Raw genomic sequence first — 13,697 nt, 5'->3', positions numbered from 1 at the left:
GCGGCCTACCCGTCGGCCAGGTGCCGTTCCACGGTCTCCACCTTGGAGGTGAGGCCGTCGGTGACGCCGGGCCGGATGTCCGCCTTGAGCACAAGGGACACCCGGGGCGCCCGTGCCTCCACAGCGGCCACGGCCCGCCTGACGACGTCCATGACCTCGTCCCACTCGCCCTCGACCGAGGTGAACATCGCGTCGGTGCGGTTCGGCAGGCCGGACTCGCGGACCACCCGCACGGCGTCGGCGACGTACTCCCCCACGTCCTCGCCGACGCCCAGCGGTGTCACGGAGAAGGCGACGATCATGCGTTGACGATCCCCTCGTTGCGGGCGCGCGACGCGATCACCGCGTCCTCGGCCTCCCGCTTCAGCATGCGCTCGGCGAAGAAGCCGCCGGTGGGCAGGACCGAGAGGACGAAGTAGAGGGCGGCGGTCCTGAACGACCACTTGGCGCGGTTCCAGGCGTCCGCCCAGAAGATGACGTACAGGACGAACAGCACGCCGTGCACCGCGCCCATCACGGGCACCGCGTTGAAGTCCGTGGTCCGCTTCAGCACGGAGCAGACGAGCAGGATCAGGAACGAGATGGCCTCGGGAGCCGAGACCAGGCGGAGGCGGCGCAGGGCACTGGCGGTCTTGATGTCCACGGGTCACCTTCGGTGGGAGATTCACTGGCGGCGGATGCGCCACGGGCGGGTCGCTTTGTGAACGGATGCACAAACGTCGCTCCATTGTGGCAAACGGCCGCCCCCGGGATGCGCTCAGGGTCCGCTCCGGGTCCGTTCAGGGGCGCGGGCCCTGTCGGCGGGCCCCCTCCGGCGGCTACCGTCACGAACGTGGCGATGTTCCGACTTCAGGGCGGCAGAGTGCTCGCCGTCGACATGACCGGGGATGCCGTGCGCGCCAAGAACGGGGCGATGGTCGCGTACGACGGGCAGATGGCCTTCAGGAAGCTGAGCGGCGGCGGCGAGGGGATCCGCGGGATGGTGACCCGGCGGATCACCGGCGAGCAGATGACCGTGATGGAGGTGAAGGGGCACGGGACCTGCTGGTTCGCCGACCGGGCGGCCGAGATCACCCTGGTGGGCCTCCAGGGCGACAAGCTCTACGTGGAGTCGAGCAATCTGCTCGCCACCGACGGCGGGCTGCGCACCGGCACGAGCTTCACGGGGCTGCGCGGCGCCTCGCAGGGCAACGGCCTGTTCACCACCACCGTCGAGGGGCACGGGCAGGCGGCGATCACCTCGGACGGGCCCGCGGTGGTGCTGCGGGTCAGCCCGCAGTATCCGCTGAGCGTGGACCCGGGGGCGTATGTGGCGCACCAGGGGAACCTGCGGCAGTCCTTCCAGTCCGGTGTGACCTTCCGCACCTTCACGGGCGAGGGCGGTGGCGAGGCCTTCCAGATCCGGTTCGAGGGGGACGGCCTGGTCTACGTCCAGCCCAGCGAGCGGAACACGATCGCGGGGGACGTGTGAGATGACCTTCCGGGAGATCAACGCGAAGATGGTCGAGGCGACCGTCGTGCCCGGTCGGCGGCTGTTCAGCCAGCGCGGCGCGATGCTCGCCTACCGGGGCGAGGTGTCCTTCACCCCGAACCTCGCCGGGGGCCGGGGCGGTGTCATGTCGATGATCGGCCGCCGACTGGCCGACGAGGACACCCCGCTGATGACCGTCGAGGGCAGCGGAACGGTCCTCTTCGGGCACGGCGGCCACCACGTCCAGGTGATCCACCTCGCCGGTGACACGCTCTTCGTCGAGGCGGACCGGCTGCTGGCCTTCGAGGGCACCCTCCAGCAGGGCACGATGTTCCTGGGCTCCCAGGGCGGGGTGATGGGCATGGTGCGCGGGCAGGTCAGCGGGCAGGGGCTGTTCACCACCACCCTCGAGGGGCACGGCGCCGTCGCGGTGATGGCGCACGGCGGCGTCCTGGAGATCCCGATCACGCCCCAGCGTCCGGTGCATGTCGACCCGCAGGCCTACGTGGCCCACCACGGCGACGTCCGCAACAGGCTGTCGACGGCCCTGGGCTGGCGGGACATGGTGGGCCGGGGGTCCGGTGAGGCGTTCCAGCTGGAGCTGAGCGGGAACGGCGTGGTGTACGTCCAGGCCTCGGAGGAGAAGCTGTGAGCACCCATGCGACGCCCGGCGGCCCGGCGGTGTTCGACCCCGCCACCCTCCCGGCCGACGACAACGTGAACCCGTACACCTTCTGTGTGGAGCTGAAGGGAACCCAGTGGTTCCTGCAGAAGGGGAAGATGATCGCCTACTACGGCTCGATCGACTTCAACGGCGTGGGACACGGCCGGCTGGAGCGGCTGGTCCGCACGTCGTTCCATTCGCCGCTGCACGCCTCGGACTGGGTGGTGGCCGACGGCTCGGGGAAGATGCTGCTCGCCGACCGGGCCTTCGATGTGAATTCGTTCGACCTCGAGGACGGCAATCTGACCGTTCGGGCAGGCAATCTGCTCGCTTTTCAGCCAAGTCTGTCCCTCAAGCAGTCGATCGTGCCGGGCTTTCTGACGCTCCTCGGAACCGGAAGGTTCGTGGCCGCATCTAACGGCCCGGTGGTGTTCATGGAACCCCCGATCCGGGTGGACCCGCAGGCGCTCGTCGGCTGGGCCGACTGCCCGTCACCGTGCCATCACTACGACCACGGGTATCTGACGGGTGTCCTGGGCGGTCTACGTGCGATGACGGGCCTCGGCGGGGCCTCCGGAGAGGAGCACCAGTTCGAGTTCGTGGGGGCGGGAACCGTCCTGCTCCAGTCGACCGAGACCCTGATGTCCGAGCAGAACACGGGGGCCGTTCCGCACGAACCGGGAGTGCCCGGCGGCGGGATGTCCGGCGGGCACGGGGCGCAGGCCGCGGCACCGCGCCTTCCCGGACAGCTGGGAGACCTCCAGCGTCGCTTCGGGCTGTGAGCGGTAGTCTGCGGAGTGTGACATCGAACGCGTGCGCACTGTCACACCACCAAGACTAGTTCACAATTCAACTTCTTAGGTAGACTTCATTCATGGAGACCGAGACGGCCACGCGCTGGCTGACCGATACGGAGCAGTGTGCCTGGCGCACCCACCTGGAGGTCAACAGGCTGTTGACGTACCAGCTCGAAAAGGATCTGCAGCCGTTCGGCCTGACGATGAACGACTACGAGATCCTGGTGAATCTCTCCGAGTCGGAGGATCTGCGGATGCGGATGAGCGACCTCGCCTCCGCCACCCTGCAGTCCAAGAGCCGCCTCTCGCACCAGATCACCCGCATGGAGAACGCCGGCCTGGTGCGCCGGGAGAACTGCGAGTCCGACCGCCGGGGACTGTTCGCCGTCCTCACCGACCACGGCATGGAGACCATGCGGAAGGTCGCCCCGCACCACGTGGCGTCCGTGCGCAGGCACTTCATCGACCTCCTCTCCCCCGAGGCCCTCACCGAGCTGGACAAGGCCCTCAAGCCCATCGCCGAGCACCTGCGGGGGCACCGGGGCCGTCCCTGACCACGTAGTGCCAAAGGACTAGGCCAGTGGCAGGCGGAGTTCGAACAGGGCTCCGCCGGCCGGCGCCGCACCGGCCGTGAGCGTGCCGCCGTGGCGGACCGCGACATCGCGGGCGATGGCCAGGCCCAGCCCGGCGCCGCCCTCGTCGCGGCTGCGGGCGTCGTCCAGCCGGACGAACCGCTCGAAGATCCGCTCCCGCTCGCCCTCCGGGACCCCGTTCCCGTCGTCGGCGACCCGCACCACGGCCGCCCGGTCCCCTTCCCGGCACACGGTCACGGTGACCGCCGAGCGCGCGTGCCGCTCGGCGTTGTCCAGCAGATTGGCGAGCACCCGCCCCAGCTGACCGCGCGATCCGGCCACTTCCACACCGGTCGCCCGGGCATCCACCGCCACCAGGGCCCGCCCCGCCGCCTCCTCCCGCGCCAGCGCCACCAGATCGACCCGGGTGCCGGCGGGCCGCTCCCCCGCGTCCAGCCGGGCGAGCAGCAGCAGATCGGCGGCGAGCCGCTGGAGGCGTACGGTGTCCTCGACCGCACCGTCCAGGTCCAGCAGCTCGGGGTGGGCCGCGGCCACCTCCAGCTGGGTGCGCAGCGACGCGATCGGGCTGCGCAGCTCGTGGGAGGCGTCGGCGACGAACCGGCGCTGGCGTTCCACGGAGGCCTCCAGCGCGGCCAGCGTCTCGTTGGTGGTGCGCGCCAGCCGGGCGACCTCATCGTGGGTGCCGGGCTCCGGCACCCGCCGGGACAGGTCCTCGGAGGCGGTGATCTCGGCCATCTCCCGGCGGATCCCCTCCACCGGGCGCAGCGCGCGCCGGGTGACCAGCCAGGTCACCGAGCCGACCACGGCGAGCAGCAGCGGGAACCCGATCAGCATCGCGCCGGCCGCCGTGCGCACCGCGTCCTGCTGGGCCGCGAGCGACGCCCCGGCGTAGACCCGGACCGTCTCGTCGCGGCCGTCGGTGGCCTGCGCCGCGGCGAACCGGTACGTGCCGCCCTCGCCCTCCACGGTGACGGTGCCCTGCCCGTGCCAGACGATGTCGCCGAGTTCGCCCGGTTCGGGGCTCTCCTCCTCGTCGTCGTCCGGCTCGGCCCCGGCGCCGCGGACCGGGGTGACACCGGGCGCGCCGGTGCCGCTGATCGCCTCCAGGCCCTCGCTGACCGCGAGCACCCGGCCCTCCTCGTCGACCACCTGGACCGGGTTGTCGTCGGCGTCGGGCAGATCCAGACCGGCGTACGGGGTGCCCGCCGCGATCCGGGAGGCGACCTGACGGGCGACACCGTCCGCCTCCGAGTCCGCCCTGCCCTCCAGGTTGCCCCGCAGTGACAGCAGGACGGCCGCTCCCGCCGCGACCAGGGCCACCGCGACCACGAGTGTCGCGCCCAGCGTGGCGCGCGCCCGTACGGAACCGAACAGACGCCTCATCGCGGGGCCTCCAGCCGGTATCCGGCGCCGCGCACCGTACGGATCAGCCCGGTGCCCAGCTTGCGGCGCAGGGCGCTGACGTACACCTCGACGATGTTCGGGTCGCCCTCGTAGGCGAAGTCCCACACGTGCTCCAGGATCTCCGCCTTGGAGACCACCTCGCCCGCCCGCAGCGCCAGCTGCTCCAGCACCGCGAACTCCTTCGCCGTCAGCGGCACCTCCGCGTCCTGCCGCAGCACCCGCCGGGCTCCGGTGTCCAGCCGCAGCTCACCCACCTCGATCACCGGCGTCCCGCCGCCCGTGGTCCGGCGGCGCAGCAGCGCCCTGATCCGGGCCACCAGGACGACGTACGAGAACGGCTTCGTCAGATAGTCGTCCGCGCCCGTGTCCAGTCCCTCCGCCTCGTCGTACTCGCCGTCCTTCGCGGTGAGCATCAGGATCGGCACGTCGTTGCCGGCGGCGCGCAGGGCCGAGCAGACCCGGTAGCCGTTCATGCCGGGCAGCATGATGTCGAGCACGACCAGGTCGTACGGCCACTCGCTCGCCCGGTGCAGCCCCTCCAGGCCGTCGTGGACGACGTCCACGGCGTAGCCCTCGGCGGTGAGGCCCTTGGCCAGGGACAGGGCGAGGCGTTTCTCGTCCTCGACGATCAGCAGACGCATGCCCCCCAGGGTGGCAAACCGAAGCTGAAGCGCTCTTCAGGTCGCTTCAGCGTGGCTTCAGGTTCGGCTCGGCAGGGTGGATCCCGTCGAACCGAGCGAGCCGACTCCTGGAGGGTCCCCATGAAGCGCAACATCGTCATCGCCGCCGTCACCGCCACCGCCCTGATCGGCGGCGGAGCCGCGGTGGCCTTCGCGGACGGCGACGACGGCGAGGCGAGGACGGCGGCGCGGGGCGCGGGCGTCGCCGCCGCCGACGCCGCCGCCGACCGGTCGCCCGTGAGCGGGCTGACCGCCGTCCAGGCCATCGACGCGGCACTGAAGGCGCAGCCGGGCACGGTCGTCTCCGCCGACCTCGACGACGAGCGGGACGACGACGGCGACGGCGACCGCGGCTGGGAGGTCGACATCCTCGGCTCCGGCCGCACCGTGTACACCGTCCACGTGGACCCGGCGACCGGCAGGATCCTCACCACCGACACCGACCGGGACGAGGACGACGCCGCCGAGGCGCGCGGCCTGCTGAAGGGCGCGGACGTGGACGCCCGCGAGGCCGCCCGGGCCGGCGCCGCCAAGGGGGTCGTGACCTCCGTCGACCTGGACGACGACGACCGCGCGGCGGGCTGGAGCGTGGAGACCGCCGGGCCCGGCGAGGACTGGCGCGTCGACCTGAAGACCGGCCAGGTCACCGCCGACCGCGACGACGACTCCGACGGCTCCGGCACCGACCGGGCCGACGACAGCGACCAGGACGGTCAGGACGACAAGGCCGGCCAGGCCGACGACAACGGCAAGGACGACAACGACGACGACGGCCAGGACGACTGATCCCGGTACGCCGTCCCGCCGGACGGCCCGGTGGCCCGGAGACCCGCGTGCTGTCATCGCCGGTGCCGGGCCACGGGTGTCGTCGGCCAGGCCGCACCGTCACCGCCGCGGTGAGCGGCGCCACCGCGCCCACCCGCGGCGAAGCACACCCCGAGCGGCGGCCGCTCGGACAGCAGCAGGCCCGCCGCCATGGCACCCCCGCCCTGCCCGCGTTCAGCGCGGTGCCGGCCCACGAAGGGGACGCGGCCATGCGGAGGTTCCTCGACCGAGGCGGAATGAGGGCACCCGGGGGCCACGGCGGACCGTCGGCCCGGTGTCCGGGCCGATCGCCGTGCGCGGCGGAGGGGCGCTCACGCCAGGGGGAGGAACATGGGCGTCGAACTGGCAGCCGCCGGCGATGGTGACCACGCGCCGGTTCGGCGTCAGCCCTGCGTCAGTCCCGCCACCAGCTCGTCGGCGGCGCGGTACGGGTCCAGTTCGCCCGAGACGATCCGCTCGGCGAGAGCGGACAGCCGGCGGTCGCCGTGGAGGTCGCCGATGCGTTCGCGGAGGGCGGTGACCGCGATGGTCTCCACCTCGCGGGCGGCGCGGGCGCGGCGGCGCTCGGCGAGGACGCCGCGCTCCTCCATCCACGCCCGGTGCTTCTCCAGGGCCTCGACGACCTCGTCGACGCCCTCGGCGCGCGCGGCGACCGTTTTGACGATCGGGGGCCGCCAGTCGCCGGGGCCGCGGGACTCGCCGAGGCCGAGCATGTGGTTCAGCTCGCGGGCGGTGGCGTCGGCGCCGTCCCGGTCGGCCTTGTTGACGACGTAGACGTCGCCGATCTCCAGGATTCCGGCCTTGGCCGCCTGGATGCCGTCGCCCATGCCGGGAGCCAGGAGGACGACGGAGGTGTCGGCCTGGGAGGCGATCTCGACCTCCGACTGACCCACGCCGACGGTCTCGACGAGGATCACGTCGCAGCCCGCGGCGTCCAGGACGCGGATCGCCTGCGGCGCCGCCCAGGCCAGGCCGCCGAGATGGCCGCGGGTGGCCATGGAGCGGATGTAGACGCCGGGGTCGGAGGCGTGCTCCGACATGCGGACCCGGTCACCGAGGAGGGCGCCGCCGGAGAAGGGCGACGACGGGTCGACGGCGAGCACGCCGACCCGCCTGCCCTGCTTGCGGTACGCCGTGACCAGCGCGGACGTGGACGTGGACTTGCCGACGCCGGGCGAGCCGGTCAGGCCGACGACATACGCGTTGCCGGTCAGCGGGGCGAGCGCGGCCATGACCTCCCTGAGCTGCGGGGACGCCCCCTCCACCAGGGAGATCAGCCGGGCCACGGCCCGCGGCCGGCCTTCCCTGGCCTGGGCGACCAGCGAGGAGACGTCCTGCATCACAGCTCCGTTCACTAGAGATCCGCTCGTCCGCTGTCGGGAACTCAGGCCTTGGGCACCCGGACGATCAGGGCGTCGCCCTGGCCGCCGCCACCGCACAGGGCGGCCGCGCCGACCCCGCCGCCGCGCCGCTTCAGTTCCAGGGCGAGGTGCAGCACGAGACGGGCACCGGACATGCCGATCGGGTGCCCCAGGGCGATGGCACCACCATTGACGTTCACCTTTTCGGTGGACACCCCGAGGTCCTTCATTGACTGCACGGCGACCGCGGCGAAGGCCTCGTTGATCTCGATCAGGTCGAGGTCGGAGACCTCCAGCCCCTCCTTCTTCAGGGCGTGCGCGATCGCGTTCGACGGCTGCGACTGCAAAGAGTTGTCCGGCCCCGCGACGTTGCCGTGGGCGCCGATCTCGGCGATCCAGTCCAGGCCCAGCTCCTGCGCCTTGGCCTTGCTCATGACCACGACCGCGGCGGCGCCGTCGGAGATCTGCGAGGAGGAGCCGGCGGTGATCGTGCCGTCCTTGGAGAACGCCGGGCGCAGCTTGCCCAGGGATTCCGCGGTGGTGTCGCCGCGGATGCCCTCGTCCTTGCTGAACAGGACCGGGTCGCCCTTGCGCTGCGGGATCTCGACCGGGGTGATCTCGGCCTCGAAGATGCCGTTCTTCTGCGCGGCGGCGGCCCGCTGGTGGGACAGGGCGGCGATCTCGTCCTGCGCCTCGCGGCTGATGCCGAGGCGGGTGTTGTGCTTCTCCGTGGACTCGCCCATGGCGATGTTCTCGAAGGCGTCGGTCAGACCGTCGTACGCCATGGCGTCGAGCATCTGGACCGCGCCGTACTTGAAGCCCTCGCGGGACTTCGGCAGCAGGTGCGGCGCGTTGGTCATGGACTCCTGGCCGCCCGCGACGACGATGTCGAACTCGCCGGCGCGGATCAGCTGGTCGGCCAGCGCGATCGCGTCGAGGCCGGAGAGGCACACCTTGTTGATCGTGAGCGCCGGGACGTTCATGGGGATGCCGGCCTTGACGGCCGCCTGGCGGGCCGGGATCTGGCCCGCGCCGGCCTGGAGCACCTGGCCCATGATCACGTACTGCACCTGGTCGCCGCCGATCCCCGCACGGTCGAGGGCGGCCTTGATCGCGAAGCCGCCGAGGTCGGCTCCGGAGAAGGACTTCAGCGAGCCGAGCAGCCGCCCCATCGGGGTGCGGGCGCCCGCGACGATGACGGACGTCGTGCCGTTCGTTGCAGAAGACATGAGCTGCGATCCCCTTACCGGCTGCACAGCCGAGGAGTGAACGAGGGTTTACTCGAATGTACTGAGCGGTATCCCGCCCGTCATCGGGCTGTCGGTGTGATCGCGCGCACGTTGCGTAACCACCTCCGGAGCGCTGCACTGAATCCATGCTGACGCGAATCGACCACATCGGGATCGCCTGTTTCGACCTCGACAAGACCGTCGAGTTCTACCGTGCCACCTACGGCTTCGAGGTGTTCCACTCCGAGGTCAACGAAGAGCAGGGCGTGCGCGAGGCCATGCTCAAGATCAACGATACGTCCGACGGCGGCGCTTCGTACCTCCAGCTCCTGGAGCCGACCCGCGAGGACTCCACCGTCGCCAAGTGGCTCGCCAAGAACGGCGAGGGCGTCCACCACATCGCCTTCGGCACCGCGGACGTCGACGGCGACGCCGCCGCCATCAAGGACAAGGGCGTCCGGGTGCTCTACGAAGAGCCCCGGCGCGGCTCCATGGGGTCCCGGATCACCTTCCTGCACCCCAAGGATTGCCATGGAGTTCTGACAGAACTGGTCACTTCGGCGCCTGTTGAGTCACCTGAGCACTGACCCTCGTACATAGGGGCCGGTAGGGTTGGGGGCGGTCGCCCCGCTTGCAACGGGGCGATCCGTGCCGGGGTCCGGGTTTCGGGGGACGAGCGTCGGGGCAGCAGCCCATGCTCCGTCGTTGATCTGACACCATTCCCCGGGGGCCCCGTTCGGCGGATGGACGGAGCTCGTTTGGAGAGACTTGCGACCAGGGGACGGATGGGACCGCGCAGTGCGGGGCTACGAGAGCCAGGAGCGAGAGCCGGCGGCTGACGTCGACCACCTCTCTCGGTTCGAGGCCGAGATGAAGCGGCTGAGGACCGAGCGGGAAAAGGCGATCCAGCACGCCGAGGACCTCGGCTACCAGGTCGAGGTGCTGCGGGCCAAGCTGCACGAGGCGCGCCGTACCCTCATGACCCGGCCCGCCTACGACAGTGCCGACATCGGCTACCAGGCCGAACAGTTGCTGCGCAACGCGCAGATGCAGGCCGACCAGATCCGCGCTGACGCCGAGCGCGAACTGAGCCAGGCCCGGGCGCAGACCCAGCGCATCCTCCAGGAGCACGCCGAGCAGGCCGCCCGGCTCCAGGCCGAGCTGCACCAGGAGGCGGTGACCCGGCGCCAGCAGCTCGACCAGGAGCTGGCCGAGCGCCGGCAGACCGTCGAGTCGCACGTCAACGAGAACGTGGCGTGGGCCGAGCAGCTGCGCGCCCGCACCGAGCAGCAGGCCCGCCGGCTCCTGGAGGAGTCCCGCGCGGAGGCCGAGCAGGCGATGGCCGCCGCCCGCGCGGAGGCCGAACGGCTCACCGCCGAGGCCCGCCAGCGGCTGCGGAGCGAGGCCGAGGCGGCCCGCGCGGAGGCCGAGCAGCTGCTGCGCCGCGCCCGCGCGGACGCCGAAAGGCTGCTCAACGCCGCCTCCACGCAGGCCCAGGAGGCCACCGACCACGCCGAGCAGCTGCGCACCAGCACCGCCACCGAGTCCGAGGCGGCCCGCCGTCAGGCGACCGAGCTGAGCCGGGCCGCCGAGCAGCGGATGGCGGAGGCCGAGGAGGCGCTGCGCAAGGCGCAGTCCGAGGCGGAGAAGCTGGTCACCGAGGCCAAGGAGGCCGCGGCCAAGACCCTCTCCAGCGCCGAGGCCGCCAACGAGACCCGCACGCGCACGGCGAAGGAGCAGGTCGCCCGGCTGGTCAGCGAGGCCACCAAGGAGGCCGAGACCACCAAGGCCGAGGCCGAGCAGCTGGTCGCGGACGCCCGCGCGGAAGCCGAGAAGATCGTCGCGGAGGCCGTCGAGAAGGCCCGCACGGTCACCGCCGAGGAGACCGCCACCCAGCTGTCGAAGGCGGCCAAGACCGCCGAGGACGTGCTCACCAAGGCCTCCGAGGACGCCAAGCAGACCACCAGGGCCGCCGCCGAGGAGGCCGAGCGGATCCGCAAGGAGGCCGAGGCCGAGGCGGACCGGCTGCGCGCCGAGGCGCACGACATCGCCGAGCAGCTCAAGGGCGCGGCGAAGGACGACACCAAGGAGTACCGCGCCAAGACGGTCGAGCTGCAGGAGGAGGCCCGCCGGCTGCGCGGCGAGGCCGAGCAGCTGCGCGCCGACGCGGTCGAAGAGGGCGAGAAGATCCGCGCCGAGGCCCGCAAGGAGGCCGTGGCGAAGATCGAGGAGGCGGCCGGCTCCGCCGAGGAGCTGCTGGCCAAGGCGAAGGCGGACGCGGACGAGCTGCGCCGCACCGCCACGGCGGACAGCGAGAAGGTCCGCACCGAGGCCATCGAGCGGGCCACGACGCTGCGCCGGCAGGCCGAGGAGACCCTGGAGCGCACCCGCGCGGAGGCCGCGCGCCACCGCGAGGAGGCCGTCGAGCAGGCCGAGGGCATCAGGGCGGAGGCCGAGCGCGCGGCGCGCGAGCTGCGCGAGGAGACCGAGCGCGCGGTCGCGGCCCGGCAGACGGAGGCCGCCGAGGAGCTGGCCCGTCTGCACGCCGAGGCGGAAGCGCGGCTGGCCGCCGCCGAGCAGGCGCTGACGGAGGCCCGCGAGGAGGCCGCCCGGATGCGCCGGGAGGCGACCGAGGAGACCGACCGGCTGCGCGCCGAGTCTGCCGAGCGGATCCGTACGCTCCAGCAGCAGGCCGAGACGGAGGCCGAGCGGCTGCGCGACGAGGCCGCCGCCGACGCGTCCGCGTCCCGCGCGGAGGGCGAGGCCGTCGCCGTGCGGCTGCGGTCGGAGGCCGCCGCCGAGGCGGAGCGGCTGAAGACGGAGGCGCAGGAGAGCGCCGACCGGATGCGGGCCGAGGCGCAGGCCGCGGCCGAGCGGCTGGCCGCGGAGGCGTCGGAGACGCTGGCCGCCGCGCAGGAGGAGGCCGCCCGGCGTCGCCGCGAGGCGGAGGAGACCCTGGGCACGGCCCGGCAGGAGGCCGACCAGGAGCGCGAGCGGGCCCGGGAGCAGAGCGAGGAGCTGCTGGCCTCGGCGCGCAAGCGCGTGGAGGAGGCGCAGGCCGAGGCCGTGCGTCTGGTCGAGGAGGCCGACCGGCGCGCCACCGAGATGGTGTCGGCCGCCGAGCAGCGCGCCCAGCAGGTGCGGGACTCTGTCGCGGGACTGCAGGAGCAGGCGCAGGAGGAGATCGCCGGGCTGCGGTCGGCCGCCGAGCACGCGGCGGACCGTACCCGCCGGGAGGCCCAGGAAGAGGCGGACCGGGTCCGCTCCGACGCCTACGCGGAGCGGGAGCGCGCCGGTGAGGACGCCGCGCGGATGCGGCACGAGGCCACCGAGGAGGTCGAGGCCGCCAAGTCGCTCGCGGAGCGCACCATGGCGGAGGCGATGGCCGAGTCGGAGCGGCTGCGCTCGGACGCGTCCGAGTACGCGCAGCGGCTGCGCACGGAGGCGTCGGACAACCTCGCCGAGGCCGACCAGGCCGCGGCGCGCACCCGCGCGGACGCCCGGGAGGACGCCAACCGGATCCGTTCGGACGCGGCGACGCAGGCCGACACCCTCATCACCGAGGCGCGTTCCGAGGCGGAGCGGCTCACCACGGAGACGGTCGCGGAGGCCGAACGGGTCCGCACCGAGGCGCTGGCCGAGGCCGAGCGGCTCACCACGGAGACCGCGGCGGAGGCCGAGCGGGTCCGAACCGAGGCGCTGGCCGAGGCCGAACGGGTCACCGCCGAGGCGCGGACCGAGGCGGAGCGGGTCACCACCGACGCGGCCGCCCACGCGGAGCAGCTGGTCGCGGACGCCACCGGCGAGGCGGAGCGGCTGCGGGCCGAGGCCGCGGAGACGGTCGGGTCGGCGCAGGCGCACGCGGAGCGCGTCCGGACGGAGTCGGAGCGGGTCAAGTCGGAGGCGGCCGAGGAGGCCGAGCGGCTGACCACGGCGGCGCGCGAGGAGGCCGAGCGGACCCTCGACGAGGCCCGCAAGGAGGCCAACAAGCGGCGTTCGGAGGCGGCCGAGCAGGTCGACAAGCTCATCTCGGAGACCGCGGCGGAGGCCGACAAGCTGCTCGCCGAGGCGCAGGCGCAGGCCCTGAAGACCACCGCGGACGCCGAGTCGCAGGCCGACACCATGGTGGGCGCGGCCCGCAAGGAGGCCGAGCGGATCGTCTCCGAGGCGACGATCGAGGGCAACTCGCGGGTGGAGAAGGCCCGCACGGACGCGGACGAGCTGCTGGTCGGCGCGCGCCGGGACGCCACGGCCATAAGGCAGCGGGCGGAGGAGCTGCGCGACCGCATCACCACCGAGATCGAGGAGCTGCACGAGCGGGCCCGCCGCGAGGCCGCCGAGACGATGAAGTCGACCGGCGACCGCTGCGACGCGCTGATCAAGGCCGCCGAGGAGCAGCTGGCCAAGGCCGAGGCGAAGGCGAAGGAGCTGGTGTCGGAGGCGAACTCCGAGGCCGGCAAGGTGCGCATCGCCGCGGTGAAGAAGGCCGAGGGGCTGCTGAAGGAGGCCGAGCAGAAGAAGGCCAAGCTGGTCAAGGAGGCCGAGGAGCTGAAGGCCGAGGCGGTCCGCGAGGCCGAGCGCACGGTCGCGGAGGGCCAGCGCGAGCTGGAGATCCTGATGCGCCGCCGCGAGGACATCAACACGGAGATCTCCCGGGTCCAGGACGTCCTGGA

Annotated in this window: 13 protein-coding genes; 7 read left to right on the top strand and 6 right to left on the bottom strand. The window is 72.7% G+C overall.

The genetic code is table 11. The features are described from left to right. Nucleotides 1-5: 5 nt before the first annotated feature. Both CCN42_RS08275 and CCN42_RS08270 read right to left on the bottom strand, forming a co-directional pair. Complete coding sequence (locus tag CCN42_RS08275; protein WP_086169063.1) at nucleotides 6-302, bottom strand: MTH1187 family thiamine-binding protein; 297 nt, start codon at nucleotides 300-302, stop codon at nucleotides 6-8. Further along, the gene (locus tag CCN42_RS08270; RefSeq protein WP_086734178.1) at nucleotides 299-643 is read right to left on the bottom strand and encodes a DUF3817 domain-containing protein; all 345 of its coding nucleotides are present in this window, start codon (nucleotides 641-643) and stop codon (nucleotides 299-301) included. Before CCN42_RS08270 ends, CCN42_RS08275 begins: the two co-directional genes overlap by 4 nt. Nucleotides 644-838: 195 nt before the next feature. Here CCN42_RS08270 and CCN42_RS08265 point away from each other — a divergent pair, with 195 nt between their 5' ends. From CCN42_RS08265 to CCN42_RS08250, 4 genes are all read left to right on the top strand, one after another. Beyond that, entirely contained in the window at nucleotides 839-1,471 is a 633-nt protein-coding gene (locus CCN42_RS08265) for an AIM24 family protein (protein WP_086734177.1), read from the top strand. Between the two features lies 1 nt (nucleotide 1,472). Continuing rightward, the gene (locus CCN42_RS08260) at nucleotides 1,473-2,123 is read left to right on the top strand and encodes an AIM24 family protein (RefSeq protein WP_086734175.1); all 651 of its coding nucleotides are present in this window, start codon (nucleotides 1,473-1,475) and stop codon (nucleotides 2,121-2,123) included. Then, nucleotides 2,120-2,917: an AIM24 family protein gene (locus CCN42_RS08255; RefSeq protein ID WP_086734173.1), complete on the top strand. Its 798-nt coding sequence runs from the start codon at nucleotides 2,120-2,122 to the stop codon at nucleotides 2,915-2,917. Before CCN42_RS08260 ends, CCN42_RS08255 begins: the two co-directional genes overlap by 4 nt. Before the next feature lie 92 nt (nucleotides 2,918-3,009). Beyond that, entirely contained in the window at nucleotides 3,010-3,486 is a 477-nt protein-coding gene (locus CCN42_RS08250; protein WP_043504193.1) for a MarR family winged helix-turn-helix transcriptional regulator, read from the top strand. 18 nt (nucleotides 3,487-3,504) lie between these two features. Here CCN42_RS08250 and CCN42_RS08245 read toward each other — a convergent pair whose 3' ends face one another. Together CCN42_RS08245 and CCN42_RS08240 are read right to left on the bottom strand one after the other, a co-directional pair. Next, a complete protein-coding gene (locus CCN42_RS08245; RefSeq protein WP_086734171.1) occupies nucleotides 3,505-4,908 on the bottom strand; it encodes a sensor histidine kinase in 1,404 nt (467 codons plus the stop codon). Continuing rightward, nucleotides 4,905-5,570 (bottom strand): response regulator transcription factor, encoded by a 666-nt coding sequence (locus CCN42_RS08240; RefSeq protein WP_086734169.1) that lies wholly within the window; start codon nucleotides 5,568-5,570, stop codon nucleotides 4,905-4,907. Before CCN42_RS08240 ends, CCN42_RS08245 begins: the two co-directional genes overlap by 4 nt. 120 nt (nucleotides 5,571-5,690) lie before the next feature. Between CCN42_RS08240 and CCN42_RS08235 the strand changes: the two genes are divergently transcribed. Then, nucleotides 5,691-6,395: a PepSY domain-containing protein gene (locus CCN42_RS08235; RefSeq protein ID WP_086734167.1), complete on the top strand. Its 705-nt coding sequence runs from the start codon at nucleotides 5,691-5,693 to the stop codon at nucleotides 6,393-6,395. 422 nt (nucleotides 6,396-6,817) lie between these two features. Here the strand turns inward: CCN42_RS08235 and meaB are convergent, their stop codons facing one another. After that, nucleotides 6,818-7,774, bottom strand: coding sequence for a methylmalonyl Co-A mutase-associated GTPase MeaB (meaB, locus tag CCN42_RS08230; RefSeq protein WP_086734165.1), 957 nt, complete (start codon nucleotides 7,772-7,774; stop codon nucleotides 6,818-6,820). Nucleotides 7,775-7,818: 44 nt separating this feature from the next. Further along, complete coding sequence (locus CCN42_RS08225; RefSeq protein WP_086169054.1) at nucleotides 7,819-9,024, bottom strand: acetyl-CoA C-acetyltransferase; 1,206 nt, start codon at nucleotides 9,022-9,024, stop codon at nucleotides 7,819-7,821. 146 nt (nucleotides 9,025-9,170) lie between these two features. Here CCN42_RS08225 and mce point away from each other — a divergent pair, with 146 nt between their 5' ends. Both mce and scy read left to right on the top strand, forming a co-directional pair. Further along, nucleotides 9,171-9,611, top strand: coding sequence for a methylmalonyl-CoA epimerase (gene mce, locus CCN42_RS08220; protein WP_073940977.1), 441 nt, complete (start codon nucleotides 9,171-9,173; stop codon nucleotides 9,609-9,611). Nucleotides 9,612-9,822: 211 nt separating this feature from the next. After that, nucleotides 9,823-13,697, top strand: a 3,875-nt coding sequence (scy, locus tag CCN42_RS08215; RefSeq protein ID WP_086734163.1) for a polarized growth protein Scy, incomplete at its 3' end; no start/stop codon positions are given.

The organism is Streptomyces glaucescens, assembly GCF_002154375.1.
GTDB lineage: Bacteria > Actinomycetota > Actinomycetes > Streptomycetales > Streptomycetaceae > Streptomyces > Streptomyces glaucescens.
Note: the sequence above shows the minus strand (reverse complement) of the source record. Positions and strands in the feature narration are given on the sequence as shown.

Excerpts from the sequence above, each read along its gene's own strand:
- CCN42_RS08260 (WP_086734175.1), top strand. The coding sequence starts at position 1,473 with ATGACCTTCCGGGAGATCAACGCGAAGATGGTCGAGGCGACCGTCGTG.
- meaB (WP_086734165.1), bottom strand. The coding sequence starts at position 7,774 with ATGCAGGACGTCTCCTCGCTGGTCGCCCAGGCCAGGGAAGGCCGGCCG.
- CCN42_RS08245 (WP_086734171.1), bottom strand. The coding sequence starts at position 4,908 with ATGAGGCGTCTGTTCGGTTCCGTACGGGCGCGCGCCACGCTGGGCGCG.
- CCN42_RS08240 (WP_086734169.1), bottom strand. The coding sequence starts at position 5,570 with ATGCGTCTGCTGATCGTCGAGGACGAGAAACGCCTCGCCCTGTCCCTG.
- CCN42_RS08265 (WP_086734177.1), top strand. The coding sequence starts at position 839 with ATGTTCCGACTTCAGGGCGGCAGAGTGCTCGCCGTCGACATGACCGGG.
- CCN42_RS08250 (WP_043504193.1), top strand. The coding sequence starts at position 3,010 with ATGGAGACCGAGACGGCCACGCGCTGGCTGACCGATACGGAGCAGTGT.
- CCN42_RS08235 (WP_086734167.1), top strand. The coding sequence starts at position 5,691 with ATGAAGCGCAACATCGTCATCGCCGCCGTCACCGCCACCGCCCTGATC.
- CCN42_RS08275 (WP_086169063.1), bottom strand. The coding sequence starts at position 302 with ATGATCGTCGCCTTCTCCGTGACACCGCTGGGCGTCGGCGAGGACGTG.
- CCN42_RS08225 (WP_086169054.1), bottom strand. The coding sequence starts at position 9,024 with ATGTCTTCTGCAACGAACGGCACGACGTCCGTCATCGTCGCGGGCGCC.
- mce (WP_073940977.1), top strand. The coding sequence starts at position 9,171 with ATGCTGACGCGAATCGACCACATCGGGATCGCCTGTTTCGACCTCGAC.